The sequence below is a fragment of the Burkholderia sola genome (assembly GCF_905400185.1).
In the GTDB taxonomy this organism is placed as follows: domain Bacteria; phylum Pseudomonadota; class Gammaproteobacteria; order Burkholderiales; family Burkholderiaceae; genus Burkholderia; species Burkholderia sola.
The window spans coordinates 566,094-581,948 of record NZ_FR989675.1 but is presented as its reverse complement, the minus strand read 5'-3'; the positions used below and the strand labels follow the sequence as shown (position 1 = coordinate 581,948).

The window sequence follows — 15,855 nt, the reverse complement described above, 5'->3', positions numbered from 1 at the left end:
GCGCGGCGCACACTTCAACCTCGATCGGTCGTCGTGTGCGCCGCGCAGGCCTGCTTCTCAGGTCAGGCGCACTGCGTTACTGGCACGCTTCGCACTCGTCGAAGCCGGGGTCGCCCGGACGCATCGTGCACACCGGACCATCCGCTTCGACCGGCGCGAGTGCCGGCGCCGCGTTGACCGCGCCCGACGACGCACCGCCCGCCGCACCGAAGCCGCCCGCCGCGCCTTGCGCGCCGCCGCTGCTCGAGCCGCCACCCGCACCGCCCGTCGGCACTGCGTTCAGCGCGCCGTGTGCGACCGTCGACTTCTCGACGTGCGTCGCCGCCATCGTGCGGAGGTAGTAGGTCGTCTTCAGGCCGCGCAGCCATGCGAGCTTGTAGGTCTCGTCGAGCTTCTTGCCCGACGCGCCGCCCATGTAGATGTTCAGCGACTGCGCCTGGTCGATCCACTTCTGGCGACGCGATGCCGCTTCGACCAGCCACGTCGGGTCGACCTCGAACGCGGTCGCGTAGATCGCGCGCAGGTCGGCCGGGATGCGGTCGATGCGCGACAGCATGCCGTCGAAATACTTCAGGTCGGCGACCATCACTTCGTCCCACAGGCCGCGTTCCTTCAGATCGCGGACGAGGTACTCGTTCACCACCGTGAATTCGCCCGACAGGTTCGACTTCACGTACAGGTTCTGGAAGGTCGGCTCGATACAGGCCGACACGCCGATGATGTTCGAGATCGTCGCCGTCGGCGCGATCGCGACGCAGTTCGAGTTGCGCATGCCGTGCGCGGCGATCCGCGAACGCAGCGTCGTCCAGTCGAGCGATTCCGACGTGTCGACCTCGACGTAGCCGCCGCGCGCCTCCGTCAGCAGCTTCAGCGTGTCCTGCGGGAGGATGCCGCGATCCCACAGCGAGCCGCGGTAGCTCGAGTAGCGGCCGCGCTCTTCGGCCAGCTCGGTCGACGCGTAGTACGCGTAGTAGCAGACGGCTTCCATCGAACGGTCGGCGAACTCGACCGCCTCTTGCGACGCGTACGGCGTGCGCAGCAGGTGCAGGCAGTCCTGGAAGCCCATGATGCCCATGCCGACCGGGCGGTGCTTCAGGTTCGAGTTACGCGCCTTCGGCACCGCGTAGTAGTTGATGTCGATCACGTTGTCGAGCATGCGCATCGCGACGCTGATCGTGCGCTTGAGCTTGTCGTGGTCGAGCGCGTAGCTGCCGTCGGCCTGCTTCACCAGGTGGGCGACGAGGTTCACCGAGCCCAGGTTGCACACCGCGATTTCGGTGTCGCTCGTATTCAGCGTGATTTCCGTGCACAGGTTCGACGAATGGACGACGCCGACGTGCTGCTGCGGCGAGCGCACGTTGCACGGATCCTTGAACGTGATCCACGGGTGGCCCGTCTCGAACAGCATGCCGAGCATCTTGCGCCACAGCTGCTGCGCCGGGATCTTCTTGAACAGCTTGATCTCGCCGCGCGCGACCTTGTCTTCGTAAGCCGTGTAAGCCTTCTCGAATTCGGCGCCGAACTTGTCGTGCAGGTCCGGGCAGGTCGACGGCGAGAACAGCGTCCAGTCGGCGCCTTCCATCACGCGCTTCATGAACAGGTCGGGAATCCAGTTCGCCGTGTTCATGTCGTGCGTACGGCGACGGTCGTCACCGGTGTTCTTGCGCAACTCCAGGAACTCCTCGATGTCGAGGTGCCACGATTCGAGGTACGCGCAGACCGCGCCCTTGCGCTTGCCGCCCTGGTTCACCGCGACGGCCGTGTCGTTCACGACCTTCAGGAACGGCACCACGCCTTGCGACTTGCCGTTCGTGCCCTTGATATGCGAGCCGAGGGCGCGCACGCGCGTCCAGTCGTTGCCGAGGCCGCCGGCGAACTTCGACAGCAGCGCGTTTTCCTTCAGCGCTTCGTAGATGCCGTCGAGATCGTCCGCGACCGTCGTCAGGTAGCACGACGACAGCTGCGAGCGGTGCGTGCCCGAGTTGAACAGCGTCGGCGTCGAGCTCATGAAGTCGAAGCTCGACAGCACGTTGTAGAACTCGATCGCGCGCGTTTCGCGGTCGATCTCGTTCAGCGACAGGCCCATCGCGACGCGCATGAAGAATGCCTGCGGCATTTCGATGCGGGTGCCTTCGACGTGCAGGAAGTAGCGGTCGTACAGCGTCTGCAGGCCGAGGTAGCCGAACTGCAGGTCGCGGTTCGCGTCGAGCGCTTCGCCGAGGCGCTTCAGGTCGAACTGCAGCAGCTTGTCGTCGAGCAGGCCGGCGTCGACGCCGCGCTTCAGGAACTGCGGGAAGTATTCGGCGTAGCGGGTCGACATCTCGGCCTGCACGACTTCCTCGCCGAGAATCTCGCGACGGATCGTGTGCAGCAGGATGCGGGCCGTGACCTGGCTGTACGCCGGGTCCTTTTCGATCATCGTGCGCGCCGCGAGGATCGCCGAGTCGTAGACCTGGCTCATCGGCACGCCGTCGTACAGGTTCTTCACCGTCTCCGCGACGATCGGGTCAGGGTTAACCGCAGCGCCGAGGCCGTCGCACGCCGACACGATCAGCGCGCGCAGCGCGTTCAGGTCGAGCGGGCGCGTGACGCCGTTGTCGACGACGTTGATGCCGGTGGTCGACTCGCCGCCCGCTGCCGCCGCTTCCTCGCCCGCATGCTGGCGCTCGAGGTGACGCTTCTCGCGATACAGCACGTACGCACGCGCGACGTTGTGCTCGCCGCCGCGCATCAGCGCGAGTTCGACCTGGTCCTGGATGTCTTCGATATGGAACGTACCGCCGTTCGGGCGGCTGCGCACGAGCGCGCGAACGACGTTGTGCGTCAGTTGTTCGACCTGCTCGCGCACGCGCGCCGATGCCGCGCCCTGCCCGCCATTGACGGCCAGGAAAGCCTTGGTCACCGCGATCGCGATCTTCGAAGGTTCGAACGACACCACGCTGCCGTTGCGGCGGATCACCTTGTAGTCGGCGAACGTGGCCTGCGGCGCGAGCGCCTTCGCGCCCTGTTCGGTCCCGCCGAGCGGACGGCTCGAGGCGCTCTCGTACTGGGACGTCGCGTTGTCGGTGGTTTGCATGTGCAAAGCTCCTGGTGTTGGATGGTGCGGAGAGAACCGCGGATTAAAACGAACGCTGCGCAATGCGGTGCGCGAGCGGTAAGAGGCGAGCGATGCGCCGGGGAAGCCGGTTCGGTCGATGCGCGACAACCCAGCCGGTCGTGTGCTTCGTCATGTGTACCCTGCCCCGTCGATGTTCGCTGCGCTGGTCGCGACGCCCGGACCGCCCGGCCTGACGCGCCGCCGTGAGAACCCTGTCCGCCGACGTTGCCCGCCGGCCGGTGCCGCTCGGGTTTTCCCCTGCGACACACACTATATCTAGTACAGAACTGCTCAGCTGGCACCAAGTATAGTGGACATTCGGAGGACGTCCAAACGGATAATTTGCGGCGAAGGTCTTGACATCGCTCGCGCGCAGACACGGCAAGGCATTGGTCGGAGAAAAAACTTTCTCCGCTCAAAAAACCCCGCGATCAGTGCTGACGGAAAGGAAAGTATTCGGCGGAAAAACCGGCATCGCTCGCGAAGCGTTGCCAATCGAAGTGCGGGCCCGGGTCGGTCTTGCGGCCCGGCGCGACGTCCGAGTGACCCGCGAACGCGTCGACCGGATAGTGCGCGGCGAGCGCGCGGGAGAGCGCGGCGAGCACCGCGTATTGCGCATCGTCGAACGGGACGTCGTCCGCGCCTTCGAGCTCGATGCCGATCGAGAAATCGTTGCAGCGGGTGCGGCCGAAGAACTCGGACGAGCCCGCGTGCCACGCGCGCTCGTCGCACGACACGAACTGCACGAGTTCGCCGCCGCGGCGGATCAGGAAATGGGCGGACACGCGCACGCCGCGCAGGTGGCGCTGGTAATAGGGGTGGGCATCGCAGTCGAGGCGATTCAGGAACAGCGCCTCGATCGCGTCGCCGCCGAATTCGCCGGGCGGCAGACTGATGTTGTGGACGACCACGAGCGTCGGCGCCGCACCCGCGGGCCGCGCCTCGAAGTTCGGCGACGGCGCATGGCGCGCTTCGCGCACCCAGCCGTTCGCGTCGACCGACAACACCGGCGCGTCGCTCATCGCGCGTCGCGGCCGTTCACGCGCGTGGCGTGGCGCTGCGCATGCTCGGCGCTGCAGAAGTATTCGCCGCTCGCGGCGACGGCGTCGCCCTTCGGCGCGTGCACGCCGCATTCGGCGCAACGCACCATCGGCTCGGGCAGCGACCGCGCGTCGCCGTTCGGGCGCGCGGCGCCACCACCGGCACCGGCACCGGCACCAGGCGCGCCGTCGTAACCGGCGCCGCGGCCGGTGCGCGCCTGCGCCTGTTCCTGCGCGTGGCGCAGCTTGCGCGCGAGCCAAGAACCGGCGAAGAAGAGAAGGATCAGGAGAAGAATCTGTCGCATCGGAAACCTGCGGTCAAACCACGGAGCGGTGCAGCAGCACCTCGAACACGAATCGGCTGCCGACATACGCGAGCAGCAGCGCGGCGAACGACACGAGCACCCAGCGCGCGGCGCCGCGGCCGCGCCAGCCCGACGTCTTGCGGGCGACCAGCAGGCCGCCGAACATCAGCCACGACAGGATCGCGAACACCGTCTTGTGGTCGAGCCGCAACGCGCGCGCGTCGACCTGTTCGCTGAACAGGATGCCCGACGCGAGCGTCAGCGTCAGCAGCACGAAGCCGGCGCCGATCAGGCGGAACAGCAGCTTCTCGAGCGTGAGCAGCGGCGGCAGCGTTTCGAGCCAGCTCGCGATCCAGCCGGTCGAGCCGTCGCGCCCGCCGTGCCGCAGCGACTGCAGGCGCCGCTCGACCATCAGCATCAGGATCGCGTGCAGCGCGGCGATCGCGAAAAGGCCGTACGCGATGTTCGCGATCAGGAAATGCAGCTTGAACAGCGGCGCTGCGGCATAAGGCAGCACCCGCACGCCGCCGAACACGAGCGGCAGCAGCGACGCGCCGCACGCGAGCGGCAGCACCAGCAGGCGCAGGCTGTCGAGCGGGAAGAAGAAGCTCTCGATCCAGTAGATGCCGGCGCCGAGCCAGAACATCGCGGACAGCGCGAACGCGAAGCCGAACACCATCGCGTCGTTCGGAAAGATCGTCATGTGGAGCAGCACGCCGTGCGCGAGCAGCGCGGCGAACAGCAGCGCGCGACCGGCCCCGCTCATCCCGGACGCGGCCGATGCAGGGACCGGCACGGCCGGCACGCTCGCGACGAGCGGCGTCGCGCCCTGGCGATGCGTGCGCCAGCCTGCGACGGCGAGGCCGCCGTACAGGAATGCGGTGAGGGCATACAGTACAATATCCATGTTCGAAGTTTACACTAGGCCCCCTTCCCGCGACGGCTCCCTTTGTTCGGTTCCGCCGCGCCTTCGGGCCCCACTGTCCATCGCTCCCCATGCTCGACAATCTCACTCAACGGATGGCGCGCGTCGTCAAGACGCTGCGCGGCGAGGCCCGGCTCACCGAGGCGAACACGCAGGAGATGCTCCGCGAGGTGCGTCTCGCGCTGCTGGAAGCCGACGTGTCGCTGCCGGTCGTCCGCGAATTCATCGCCAAGGTCAAGGAAAAGGCGCTCGGCGAAGAAGTGATCAGCAGCCTGTCGCCGGGCCAGGCGCTCGTCGGCGTGGTCCAGAAGGAACTGACCGCCGTGATCGGCGGCGACTACGAAGGCAAGGCCGCCGAGCTGAACCTCGCGGTCACACCGCCCGCCGTGGTCCTGATGGCCGGCCTGCAGGGCGCGGGCAAGACCACGACCGTCGGCAAGCTCGCGAAGCTGCTGCGCGAGAAGTACAAGAAGAAGGTGCTCACGGTGTCGTGCGACGTGTATCGGCCGGCCGCGATCATGCAGCTGAAAACGGTGACCGAGCAGGTCGGCGCCGACTTCTTCCCGTCCACGCCGGACCAGAAGCCCGTCGACATCGCGCTCGCGGCCGTCGACTGGGCGAAGCGCCACTACCATGACGTGCTGCTCGTCGACACGGCCGGCCGCCTCGGCATCGACGAAGCGATGATGCAGGAAATCGCCGCGCTGCACGGCGCGCTGAAGCCGGCCGAAACGCTGTTCGTCGTCGACGCGATGCTCGGCCAGGATGCCGTCAACACCGCGAAGGCGTTCAACGACACGCTGCCGCTCACCGGCGTCGTGCTGACCAAGCTCGACGGCGATTCGCGCGGCGGCGCCGCGCTGTCGGTGCGTCACGTCACGGGCAAGCCGATCAAGTTCGTCGGCGTCGCCGAGAAGCTCGACGGCCTCGAGGTGTTCCACCCCGACCGGATGGCGAACCGGATCCTCGGCATGGGCGACATCCTCGCGCTCGTCGAGGAAGCGCAGCGCGGCGTCGATGTCCAGGCCGCGCAGAAGCTCGCCGACAAGGTCAAGAAAGGCGGCGATTTCGACTTGAACGATTTCCGCGCGCAGATCTCGCAGATGAAGAACATGGGCGGTTTGTCGTCGCTGATGGACAAACTCCCCGCGCAATTCCAGCAGGCGGCTGCCGGCGCCGACATGGGCCAGGCCGAGAAGTCGATCCGCCGGATGGAAGGCATCATCAGCTCGATGACGCCCGCCGAGCGCGCGAAACCCGAAATCATCAAGGCGACGCGCAAGCGCCGCATTGCGGCCGGCGCGGGCGTGCCGGTGCAGGAAGTCAACCGGATGCTGAACCAGTACGACCAGATGCGTACGATGATGAAGAAGCTGAAGGGCGGCAACATGCAGAAGATGATGCGCGGCCTGAAAGGCATGATGCCCGGCATGCGCTGATTACGTCCGTCGGCCGGCGCGCGGGTTTTTGCCGTAGCGCGCGCCTGCCGTTCTGCTTCATCCTTATTTGTATACCGACTGCCCGCCAGAACACATGAACCGCGAAGAAGCCCTCCACATTTTCGACCACTCCGAAGAGATCGTCTCGGCCGACGCCGTCAATGCGTCGATCTCGAAGATGGCCGACGCGATCCGCGCCGAGATCGGCGACGCGTTCCCGCTCGTTCTCTCGGTGATGGGCGGCGCGGCGGTGTTTACCGGGATGCTGCTGCCGCATCTCGATTTCCCGCTCGAATTCGACTACATCCACCTGACCCGCTACCGCAACACGACGCAGGGCAGCCCGGAGATGCACTGGCGCGTCGCGCCGCGCGAATCGGTGAAGGACCGCATCGTGCTCGTACTCGACGACATCCTCGACGAAGGTGAGACGATGGCCGCGATCCGCGACCGCATCCTCGACATGGGCGCGAAGCGCTTCATGTCGGCCGTGCTGTGCGAGAAGACGCTCGCGAAGGCGAAACCGCTGCACCCCGACTTCTGCGGCTTCTCGGTGCCGGACCGCTACGTGTTCGGCTGCGGGATGGACGCGAAGGGCTACTGGCGCAACCTGCCGACGATCCGCGCGCTGACCGCGAACGTCTGATCGCCGCGCTGTCCGCTATATAAATAGAAAGCGGCGCTCCGGTTGCCCGGAGCGCCGCTTTTTTTCGTCGGCCCGCCGCGCCGCCCGCGCTACGGCTGCAACTGGTGCACGAACGCGCGAATGCCCGCGAGCAGCATCTCGACCGAGATCGCGACGAGCACGAGCCCCATCAGCCGCTCGAACGCGGCGACGGTCCGCTCGCCGAGCCACGCCTGAATCCGTTCGGCCAGCACCAGCGTGATCGCGCAGACGATCATCGTGACCGTCAGCGCGCCGACCCACTCGAGCATTTTGCCGGGCGCCTGCGACGTCAGCAGCATCACCGTCGCGAGCGCGGACGGCCCGGCCAGCGCCGGAATCGCGAGCGGCACGATGAACGGCTCGCCGCCCGCGCGCGGATCGCTGCCGAGCGCGCCGTCCGGATGCGGGAAGATCATCCGCAGCGCGATCAGGAACAGCACGATCCCGCCGCCGAGCCGCAGCGACAGGTCGGTGAGGCTCATCATCCGCAGGAAGCGGTCGCCGACCAGCATGAAGAACAGCAGGATCACGAACGCGATCCCCACTTCGCGCAGGATCAGCTTCACGCGCCGCTCGCGCGGCACATCCCGCATCGCCGTGATGAACAGCGGGATGTTGCCGAGCGGATCCGTGATCAGCACGAGGAGCACGGTGGCCGACAGGAACGTGTATTCCATCGTGTCCCCCGGTCGCCGCGCTTAGTGCGCGAGCGCGGCGCGGATCTTTTCGGCGACCGTCGCCGCGGCCGTGTCGGCCGGCAGCAGCGTCGCTTCGGCGTCGCGGCGGCCCTGGTACTCGATCTTGCCTTCCTTCAGGCCGCGCTCGCCGATCACGAGACGATGCGGCACGCCGATCAGCTCCCAGTCGGCAAACATCACGCCCGGGCGCTCGCCGCGATCGTCGAGGATCACGTCGATGCCGGCCGCGACGAGTTCCGCGTACAGCTTGTCGGCCGTCTCGCGCACCATGTCGCTGCGGTCATAGCCCATCGGGCACAGCACGACCTCGAACGGCGCGATCGACTCGGGCCAGATGATCCCGCGGTCGTCGAAGTTCTGTTCGATCGCCGCGCCGAGAATGCGCGTGATGCCCACGCCGTAGCAGCCCATCAGCATCGGCTGCGGCTTGCCCGACTCGTCGAGGAACGTCGCGCCCATCGCTTCCGAGTACTTGGTGCCGAGCTGGAACACGTGGCCGACTTCGATGCCGCGGCAGATGTCGATCGCGCCCTTGCCGTCCGGCGACGGATCGCCCTTCTTCACGTTGCGCACGTCGGCGACGTCCGGCTCCGGCAGGTCGCGGCCCCAGTTCACGCCCGCGATGTGATAGTCGACCTCGTTCGCACCGACGACGAAATCGCTCATGTTCGCGACCGTACGGTCGGCGATCACCTTCACCGGCTTCTTCGTGCCGACCGGGCCGAGATAGCCCGGCGGCGTGCCGAACCACTCGACGATTTCCTGCTCGGTCGCGAAGCGGTGGTTCTTCAGGCCCGGCAGCTTCGACACCTTGATCTCGTTCAGGTCGTGATCGCCGCGCAGCATCACGAGCCAGATGGTCGGCTCGGCGCCTTCGTTGTCGGTCGCGAGCACGATCGACTTGATCGTGCGCTCGAGCGGGATCGCCAGCAGTTCGGCGACGGCCTCGCACTTCGCCTTGCCGGGCGTCGCGACCTTTTCCATCGCTTCGGCCGGCGCCGCGCGCTCAGGCGTCAGCGGCAGCGCTTCGGCCGCCTCGACGTTCGCCGCGAATTCGGACGTCGGGCAGTACGCGATCGCGTCCTCGCCGGTATCGGCGATCACGTGGAACTCGTGCGAGAAGTTGCCGCCGATCGAGCCGCTGTCGGCCGCGACCGCGCGGAACTCGAGGCCCAGGCGCGTGAAGATGCGCACGTACGCGTCGTACATCTTGCGGTACGACTCGTTCAGGCCGGCCGCATCCTTGTCGAACGAATACGCGTCCTTCATGATGAATTCGCGGCCGCGCATCACGCCGAAGCGCGGGCGGATCTCGTCGCGGAACTTCGTCTGGATCTGGTAGAAGTTCACCGGCATCTGCCGGTAGCTCTTGATCTGGTTGCGCGCGATGTCGGTGACGACTTCCTCGTGCGTCGGCCCGATCACGAAATCGTTGTCCTTGCGGTCCTTGAAGCGCAGCAGCTCGGGGCCGTACTGCTCCCAGCGGCCCGACTCCTGCCACAGCTCGGCCGGCTGCACGGCCGGCATCAGCAGCTCGATGGCGCCCGCCCGGTTCATTTCCTCGCGCACGATCGCCTCGACCTTGCGAATCGAACGCAGGCCGACCGGCAGGTAGTTGTAGATGCCGCCGGCGACGCGACGGATCATGCCGGCGCGGACCATCAGCTTGTGGCTGACGATCTCTGCGTCGGCGGGTGCCTCTTTCAGGGTGCCGATAAAGAAACGGGAAGCTTTCATGCGGACGGTTCCAAAAACGGCGCCCCCAGGCGGGGCGCCCGAAAAAGTTTCAAGGTGAAAAAGCGGCGCGCCGCGAACGACGATGGCGCAGATGACGTAGCAGACTAATCAGGGACAATTCAGCCGGTGTGCCCCGCGCGGATTCGCTCCGTCACGGTGCGCAGCGCCCGTTATCTGTTTATAATCAAAGCAATTTTAAAGGATTCGAAGGTGGTTGTATGCTGGATCGTGAAGGCTTTCGCCCGAACGTCGGCATCATCCTCTTGAACGCGCGCAACGAGGTGTTTTGGGGCAAGCGGCTCCGCGAGCATTCCTGGCAGTTTCCTCAAGGTGGGATCAAGTACGGCGAGACCCCCATGCAGGCGATGTACCGGGAACTGCACGAGGAAACGGGCCTGCATCCGGAACACGTCAAGATAATCGGCCGCACCCGCGACTGGTTGCGTTACGAGGTGCCTGACAAGTTCATCAAACGCGAAGTACGCGGTCATTACCGCGGCCAGAAGCAGATCTGGTTCCTGCTGCGGATGGTTGGACGCGATTGCGACATTTGCTTGCGCGCGACCGACCACCCGGAGTTCGATGCGTGGCGCTGGAACGAGTATTGGGTACCGCTCGATGCGGTGATCGAGTTCAAGCGGGATGTCTATCAGTTGGCGCTGACGGAACTGTCGCGCTTCCTGCGCCGCCCGGCGCAGCGAGCCGAGAAGCCGCGCGGGCCGCGTGTGTCGCGCTATCCGCGCGTCATTGGCGCACAGGCTCAAACGCTGACGATTGTCGACGCATCGGTGGTTTGTTCGGAGATCGAAGTGGAAGCGAGCACGCTCGACGAGATGCCGCCCCACGTGATCGTCGGCAAGTGACGAGTCGGACTGCATGACCGGGCGCGACCTTGGTGTCGCGCCCTTTTTTTACGAGGAATGCATATTGAAAGCGATTGCTCTCGCGCTCGCATCGATCGCCGCGATGGCCGCCCTGGCCGGCTGCGCGAACTCGAAAGCGCCGTCCAACAAGGATGACAGCGAGTTCGTGTACCTGCTCGACCGTCAGGGAACCTGGAAGGAAAACGCCGTCGACACGCTGCCGCCGCTGCCGCAAACGGGCGATCTGCTGCCGTTCAACGTGTCGCAGAACACACCGCTGAAGTTCTTCGTCGATGCGAAGTCCCTCGAGGTCGGCAGCGACGGCGTCGTGCGCTACGCAGTCGTCGTCACGAGCCCGGCCGGTGCGCGCAACGTGAACTACGAAGGCATCCGCTGCGACACCTACGAATGGCGCCAGTACGCCGGCCTGAACTCGGACCACAACGGCTGGGATCGCACCGTCGAGAACGACTGGCGGCGCATCGAGAACGGCGAGCTGAACGCCTACCACTCCGCGCTCTACCAGGACTACTTCTGCGCGAACAAGATGCCGCAGGGCTCGACCCGGCAGATCCTCGAAAACATCCGGTTCCACCGCACCGCGATGACGCAGTTGCGCTGACGGCACGCGATGCGGGTCGTCCGCATCGCCCTCCCGCCGGACAAAAAAGCCCGCATCGCGCGGGCTTTTTCATTTGAACGGCGGCATTTGGCCGGCGCTCACACCAGCACGAGGTTGTCGCGATGAATCAGTTCGGGCTCCAGCATGTAGCCGAGCACGGTCTCGATCTCGCCGCTCGGCTTGCGGTGAATCAGCTTCGTTTCCGCGCTGCTGTAGTTCGTGAGCCCGCGCGCCACCTCGCGCCCGTCCGGGCCGACGCACGCGATCACCTCGCCGCGCGCGAACGCGCCCTGCACGTCGATCACGCCGATCGGCAGCAGGCTCTTGCCGCCGGCCGTCAGCTTCTCGACCGCGCCCGCGTCGATCACGACATGGCCGCGCACCTGCAGATGGTCGGCCATCCATTGCTTGCGTGCCGCCATCCGCGCGGTACGGGCGATCAGTTGCGTGCCGATCGCCTCGCCGGCCGCCAGGCGCACGAGCACGTCGGACTCCCGGCCGCTCGCGATCACGGTATTCGCGCCGCTGTGGGCCGCACGCTTCGCCGCGAGGATCTTCGTCAGCATCCCGCCGCGACCGAGGCTCGAACCGGCCCCGCCCGCCATCGCCTCGAGCTCCGGCGCGCCCGCATTGGCCTCGCCGACGAGCGTCGCATTCGGGTCCTTGCGCGGATCGGCCGTGAACAGCCCCGACTGGTCGGTGAGGATGATCAGCGCATCGCCTTCGATCAGGTTCGCGACGAGCGCGCCGAGCGTGTCGTTGTCGCCGAACTTGATTTCGTCGGTCACGACCGTGTCGTTTTCGTTGATGATCGGCACGACGCCGAGCCGCAGCAGCGTGAGCAGCGTCGAGCGCGCATTCAGGTAGCGCTCGCGGTCCGCCAGATCGGCGTGCGTGAGCAGGATCTGCGCAGTGCGAATGCCGTGCTCGGTGAAGCGGCTCTCGTAGACTTGCGCGAGCCCCATCTGGCCGACCGCGGCAGCGGCCTGCAGCTCGTCGATTTCCCGCGGCCGCTTGCTCCAGCCGAGCCGCTGCATGCCTTCGGCAATCGCGCCCGAACTGACGAGCACGACTTCCTTGCCCTGCGCACGCAACGCGGCGATCTGGGCTGCCCAGCGGCCGATTGCAGCATGATCGAGCCCCTTGCCGTCGTTGGTCACGAGGCTGGAACCCACTTTCACCACCAATCGCTTCGAATCCGCGATGATCGAACGCATCCTGCACTGTCTCCTGTATCTGATGCCGGCCCGCCGGGCGCGATGGAACGCCGACGCCGGGCGGCACGCGCGGCGCGTGATCTGACCGCCTGACCGTTCAGGCGTCGTCGCCCGGGGCCGCGCCGCCCTTCGCCGGCGGCGCATCGCGGAAACGCACGTCCGCCGCGAGATCCTCCGCCTCCGCCGCGCGATGCGCGTCCGAATGTTCGGAGAGGTAGTCGTAGATCGCGTAGCACAGTGCTTCGCAGCCCTGGCCCGTCAGCGCCGAGATCTCGAACACCGGGCCGTCCCAGCCGAAACGGTCGAGGAAATCCGCGACGCGCGCCTCGCGCTCGTCTTCCGGCACCATGTCCAGCTTGTTGAGCACGAGCCAGCGCGGCTTCTCGTAGAGCGCCTCGTCATACTTGCGCAGTTCGCCGACGATCGCCGTCGCTTCCGCGACCGGATCGACGCTTTCGTCGAACGGCGCGAGATCGACCAGATGCAGCAGCACGCCGGTACGCTGCAGGTGACGCAGGAATTGATGCCCGAGGCCCGCGCCTTCGGCCGCCCCTTCGATCAGCCCCGGGATATCGGCGATCACGAAGCTCTTGCTCGGGCCGACCCGCACCACGCCGAGATTCGGCGCAAGCGTCGTGAACGGGTAGTCGGCGATCTTCGGCTTCGCATTCGACACCGACGAGATGAAGGTCGACTTCCCCGCGTTCGGCATGCCGAGCAGGCCGACGTCGGCGAGCACCTTCAGCTCGAGCTTCAGCATGCGCCGCTCGCCCGGCTTGCCGTCCGTCTTCTGGCGCGGCGCGCGGTTCGTGCTCGACTTGAAATGCAGGTTGCCGAGACCGCCGGCGCCGCCCTGCGCGAGCATCACCTGCTGGTCGTGCTCGGTCAGGTCGGCGATCAGCTCGCCCGTTTCCATGTCGCTGATGATCGTGCCGACCGGCATGCGCAGCGTGACGTCGTCGCCGCCCTTGCCGTAGCAATCCGAGCCGCGACCGTTTTCGCCGTTGCGCGCGAGGTGCTTCTTCGCGTAACGGTAGTCGATCAGCGTGTTGATGTTGCGGTCGGCGATCGCGTAAACGCTGCCGCCCCGGCCGCCGTCGCCGCCGTCCGGCCCGCCGAACGGGACGAATTTCTCGCGGCGCATCGACGCGCTGCCATCGCCTCCGTCGCCGGCGATGACTTCGATTCGTGCTTCGTCAATGAACTTCATTCGTCACTCCGCCCAGTATTTCCGCTATTGTGCCGCGCGCCGGCACGCTTGAACAATCTGCCGTTCGGCCGATCGACGCCGGTTGCGCGAGGGTCGCCGGTCCGCACTGGCGGGCGGCGACCCAATAAAAAAGGCCCCGCGAAGACTGCGGGGCCTTTCGGCTACGAAGCCCGTGGGTGCCTGACTTAGGCAGCCGCCGGGACGACGATGACCAGATGCTTCTTGTCCGCGCCCTTCGTCGCGAACTTGACGTGACCGTCGACCAGCGCGAACAGGGTGTGATCCTTGCCCATGCCGACGTTCTCGCCAGCGTGCATGCGCGTGCCGCGCTGACGCACGATGATGCCGCCAGCGTTGATTGCCTGGCCGCCGTACACTTTCACGCCGAGACGTTTCGACTCGGAGTCGCGGCCGTTCCGGGAAGAGCCGCCTGCCTTTTTGTGTGCCATCTGATTGCTCCTTTACCGAGGCGCTTACGCGTTGATCGCGTCGATGCGCAGCTCAGTGTAGTTCTGGCGGTGGCCGCCGTGCTTTTGGTAGTGCTTCCGGCGACGCATCTTGAAGATGGTGACCTTGGCATGACGACCGTGCGACACAACGGTGGCCTTGACGGAAGCCCCACTGACCAGCGGCGTACCGAACTGAATCGATTCGCCTTCGCCCACTGCGAGAACCTGGTCGAGCGTGATTTCAGCGTCAATGTCAGCCGGTATCTGTTCTACTTTGAGTTTTTCGCCAACGGCAACCTTGTACTGCTTGCCGCCGGTTTTTATGACCGCGTACATTGAGAACCTCACTCTGGATCCAATTTTTCCGCACACCACGCGCGGAAAACACGTGATTATACATGGGCTTAGCATCCAAGTCAAAGCCGATCGACGATTGCCGCGCGCGGGCTTCGGCCGGACGGCCAAAATCGCGCCGCCGGTACGTCTGACAGACCGGCATATCGCGGATTCGACTTATAATCCGCCGCATCACCCAATTCCATCATCATGTCGTCGTCCACCGCCTCCCCCACCCTCAGCGCCGCCCACCTGCTCGCCCCGATCACCAGCGACATGGAGCAGGTGAATCGCGTTATCCGGCAAAGCCTCGCGTCCGACGTGCTGCTGATCAACCAGATCGCCGAATACATCATCGGCGCGGGCGGCAAGCGGCTGCGTCCGGCGTTGCTGCTGCTCGTCGCCGGCGCGCTCGGCGAAACGTCGCACCAGCGGCACGTGCTGGCCGCCGTCGTCGAGTTCATCCACACGGCCACGCTGCTGCATGACGACGTCGTCGACGAATCCGAGCTGCGCCGCGGCCGCCAGACGGCCAATGCGCTGTTCGGCAACGCGGCGAGCGTGCTGGTAGGCGACTACCTCTACTCGCGCTCGTTCGAGATGATGGTCGGCGTCGGCAAGATGCGCGTGATGGAGATCCTGTCCGAAGCGACGACGATCATTTCGGAAGGCGAGGTGCTGCAGCTCCTCAACATGCACGACGCGGACGTCGACGAAACGCGCTACATGCAGGTGATCCGCTACAAGACGGCGAAGCTGTTCGAGGCGTCGGCGCGCCTGGGCGCGGTGCTCGCGGGCGCCGATGCGCCGACCGAGGCCGCCGCCGCCGAATACGGCCGCCGGATCGGCACCGCGTTCCAGATCATGGACGACTGGCTCGACTATGCGGGCACCGCCGAGGCAATGGGCAAGAATGCCGGCGACGACCTGCGCGAAGGCAAGCCGACGCTGCCGCTCATCTATCTGATCGAGCGCGGCACGCCCGAACAGTCGGCGCTCGCACGCGAGGCGATCGAACACGGCGGCACCGATCGCTTCGACACGATTTTCGAAGCGATCACGCGCTCGGGCGCGCTCGATCACACGCTTGAATGCGCACGCCAGGAAGCGCAGGCGGCCGCCGCGGCGATTGCCGCGTTCCCCGATTCGATCTACAAGGAAAGCCTGCTCGGGTTGTGCTCATACTCGACGTCGCGGCAATCGTAAACACGCCGCGAACGCGAAGCGATGCGTTGTCTCGAAAATTTTCT

The 15,855-nt window shown here is 66.1% G+C and carries 15 protein-coding genes; 5 read left to right on the top strand and 10 right to left on the bottom strand.

Features of this window, described 5'->3' with window-relative positions:
• Positions 1 to 76: 76 nt before the first annotated feature.
• From KR541_RS02670 to KR541_RS02655, 4 genes are all read right to left on the bottom strand, one after another.
• The gene (locus KR541_RS02670; protein ID WP_089488155.1) at positions 77 to 3,076 is read right to left on the bottom strand and encodes a ribonucleoside-diphosphate reductase subunit alpha; all 3,000 of its coding nucleotides are present in this window, start codon (positions 3,074 to 3,076) and stop codon (positions 77 to 79) included.
• Positions 3,077 to 3,528: 452 nt separating this feature from the next.
• Positions 3,529 to 4,119, bottom strand: a complete 591-nt coding sequence (gene ampD, locus KR541_RS02665) for a 1,6-anhydro-N-acetylmuramyl-L-alanine amidase AmpD (RefSeq protein ID WP_050013877.1) — start codon at positions 4,117 to 4,119, stop codon at positions 3,529 to 3,531.
• A complete protein-coding gene (locus KR541_RS02660) occupies positions 4,116 to 4,442 on the bottom strand; it encodes a PP0621 family protein (RefSeq protein WP_204383652.1) in 327 nt (108 codons plus the stop codon). The genes ampD and KR541_RS02660 overlap by 4 nt, the downstream gene beginning before the upstream one ends.
• 13 nt (positions 4,443 to 4,455) lie before the next feature.
• Positions 4,456 to 5,349 carry a cytochrome C assembly family protein gene (locus KR541_RS02655; protein WP_050013879.1) on the bottom strand — a complete coding sequence of 298 codons (894 nt, stop codon included), beginning with the start codon at positions 5,347 to 5,349 and terminating at the stop codon, positions 4,456 to 4,458.
• An 89-nt stretch (positions 5,350 to 5,438) separates the two neighbouring features.
• Here KR541_RS02655 and ffh point away from each other — a divergent pair, with 89 nt between their 5' ends.
• Positions 5,439 to 6,806, top strand: a complete 1,368-nt coding sequence (gene ffh / locus KR541_RS02650) for a signal recognition particle protein (RefSeq protein ID WP_089488154.1) — start codon at positions 5,439 to 5,441, stop codon at positions 6,804 to 6,806.
• 94 nt (positions 6,807 to 6,900) lie between these two features.
• The gene (locus KR541_RS02645; RefSeq protein ID WP_023477519.1) at positions 6,901 to 7,452 is read left to right on the top strand and encodes a hypoxanthine-guanine phosphoribosyltransferase; all 552 of its coding nucleotides are present in this window, start codon (positions 6,901 to 6,903) and stop codon (positions 7,450 to 7,452) included.
• Positions 7,453 to 7,541: 89 nt separating this feature from the next.
• On the opposite strand, the gene KR541_RS02640 is transcribed toward KR541_RS02645, so the two are convergent.
• Both KR541_RS02640 and KR541_RS02635 read right to left on the bottom strand, forming a co-directional pair.
• Complete coding sequence (locus KR541_RS02640) at positions 7,542 to 8,150, bottom strand: MarC family protein (RefSeq protein ID WP_050013881.1); 609 nt, start codon at positions 8,148 to 8,150, stop codon at positions 7,542 to 7,544.
• A gap of 21 nt (positions 8,151 to 8,171) precedes the next feature.
• The gene (locus KR541_RS02635) at positions 8,172 to 9,908 is read right to left on the bottom strand and encodes a proline--tRNA ligase (protein WP_050013882.1); all 1,737 of its coding nucleotides are present in this window, start codon (positions 9,906 to 9,908) and stop codon (positions 8,172 to 8,174) included.
• Between the two features lie 218 nt (positions 9,909 to 10,126).
• Here KR541_RS02635 and KR541_RS02630 point away from each other — a divergent pair, with 218 nt between their 5' ends.
• Together KR541_RS02630 and KR541_RS02625 are read left to right on the top strand one after the other, a co-directional pair.
• On the top strand, positions 10,127 to 10,771 hold the full coding sequence (locus KR541_RS02630) for an RNA pyrophosphohydrolase (RefSeq protein ID WP_050013883.1): 645 nt from the start codon (positions 10,127 to 10,129) through the stop codon (positions 10,769 to 10,771).
• A 13-nt stretch (positions 10,772 to 10,784) separates the two neighbouring features.
• The gene (locus KR541_RS02625; RefSeq protein WP_050013884.1) at positions 10,785 to 11,393 is read left to right on the top strand and encodes a CNP1-like family protein; all 609 of its coding nucleotides are present in this window, start codon (positions 10,785 to 10,787) and stop codon (positions 11,391 to 11,393) included.
• Between the two features lie 98 nt (positions 11,394 to 11,491).
• On the opposite strand, the gene proB is transcribed toward KR541_RS02625, so the two are convergent.
• From proB to rplU, 4 genes are all read right to left on the bottom strand, one after another.
• Positions 11,492 to 12,610, bottom strand: coding sequence for a glutamate 5-kinase (gene proB / locus KR541_RS02620; protein ID WP_050013885.1), 1,119 nt, complete (start codon positions 12,608 to 12,610; stop codon positions 11,492 to 11,494).
• A 97-nt stretch (positions 12,611 to 12,707) separates the two neighbouring features.
• Positions 12,708 to 13,820, bottom strand: coding sequence for a GTPase ObgE (gene obgE, locus KR541_RS02615; RefSeq protein WP_050013886.1), 1,113 nt, complete (start codon positions 13,818 to 13,820; stop codon positions 12,708 to 12,710).
• A gap of 185 nt (positions 13,821 to 14,005) precedes the next feature.
• A complete protein-coding gene (gene rpmA, locus KR541_RS02610; protein ID WP_006476999.1) occupies positions 14,006 to 14,269 on the bottom strand; it encodes a 50S ribosomal protein L27 in 264 nt (87 codons plus the stop codon).
• A 24-nt stretch (positions 14,270 to 14,293) separates the two neighbouring features.
• A complete protein-coding gene (rplU, locus tag KR541_RS02605; protein ID WP_004194344.1) occupies positions 14,294 to 14,605 on the bottom strand; it encodes a 50S ribosomal protein L21 in 312 nt (103 codons plus the stop codon).
• A 210-nt stretch (positions 14,606 to 14,815) separates the two neighbouring features.
• On the opposite strand from rplU, the gene KR541_RS02600 reads away from it, so the two are divergent.
• Positions 14,816 to 15,811, top strand: coding sequence for a polyprenyl synthetase family protein (locus KR541_RS02600; protein WP_050013887.1), 996 nt, complete (start codon positions 14,816 to 14,818; stop codon positions 15,809 to 15,811).
• The last annotated feature ends 44 nt before the right edge of the window (positions 15,812 to 15,855 follow it).

Coding starts and splice junctions, on each gene's coding strand:
- proB (WP_050013885.1), bottom strand. CDS start 12,610: ATGCGTTCGATCATCGCGGATTCGAAGCGATTGGTGGTGAAAGTGGGT.
- ampD (WP_050013877.1), bottom strand. CDS start 4,119: ATGAGCGACGCGCCGGTGTTGTCGGTCGACGCGAACGGCTGGGTGCGC.
- KR541_RS02635 (WP_050013882.1), bottom strand. CDS start 9,908: ATGAAAGCTTCCCGTTTCTTTATCGGCACCCTGAAAGAGGCACCCGCC.
- KR541_RS02600 (WP_050013887.1), top strand. CDS start 14,816: ATGTCGTCGTCCACCGCCTCCCCCACCCTCAGCGCCGCCCACCTGCTC.
- KR541_RS02625 (WP_050013884.1), top strand. CDS start 10,785: ATGACCGGGCGCGACCTTGGTGTCGCGCCCTTTTTTTACGAGGAATGC.
- rpmA (WP_006476999.1), bottom strand. CDS start 14,269: ATGGCACACAAAAAGGCAGGCGGCTCTTCCCGGAACGGCCGCGACTCC.
- rplU (WP_004194344.1), bottom strand. CDS start 14,605: ATGTACGCGGTCATAAAAACCGGCGGCAAGCAGTACAAGGTTGCCGTT.
- KR541_RS02640 (WP_050013881.1), bottom strand. CDS start 8,150: ATGGAATACACGTTCCTGTCGGCCACCGTGCTCCTCGTGCTGATCACG.
- KR541_RS02660 (WP_204383652.1), bottom strand. CDS start 4,442: ATGCGACAGATTCTTCTCCTGATCCTTCTCTTCTTCGCCGGTTCTTGG.
- obgE (WP_050013886.1), bottom strand. CDS start 13,820: ATGAAGTTCATTGACGAAGCACGAATCGAAGTCATCGCCGGCGACGGA.
- KR541_RS02630 (WP_050013883.1), top strand. CDS start 10,127: ATGCTGGATCGTGAAGGCTTTCGCCCGAACGTCGGCATCATCCTCTTG.
- ffh (WP_089488154.1), top strand. CDS start 5,439: ATGCTCGACAATCTCACTCAACGGATGGCGCGCGTCGTCAAGACGCTG.
- KR541_RS02645 (WP_023477519.1), top strand. CDS start 6,901: ATGAACCGCGAAGAAGCCCTCCACATTTTCGACCACTCCGAAGAGATC.
- KR541_RS02670 (WP_089488155.1), bottom strand. CDS start 3,076: ATGCAAACCACCGACAACGCGACGTCCCAGTACGAGAGCGCCTCGAGC.
- KR541_RS02655 (WP_050013879.1), bottom strand. CDS start 5,349: ATGGATATTGTACTGTATGCCCTCACCGCATTCCTGTACGGCGGCCTC.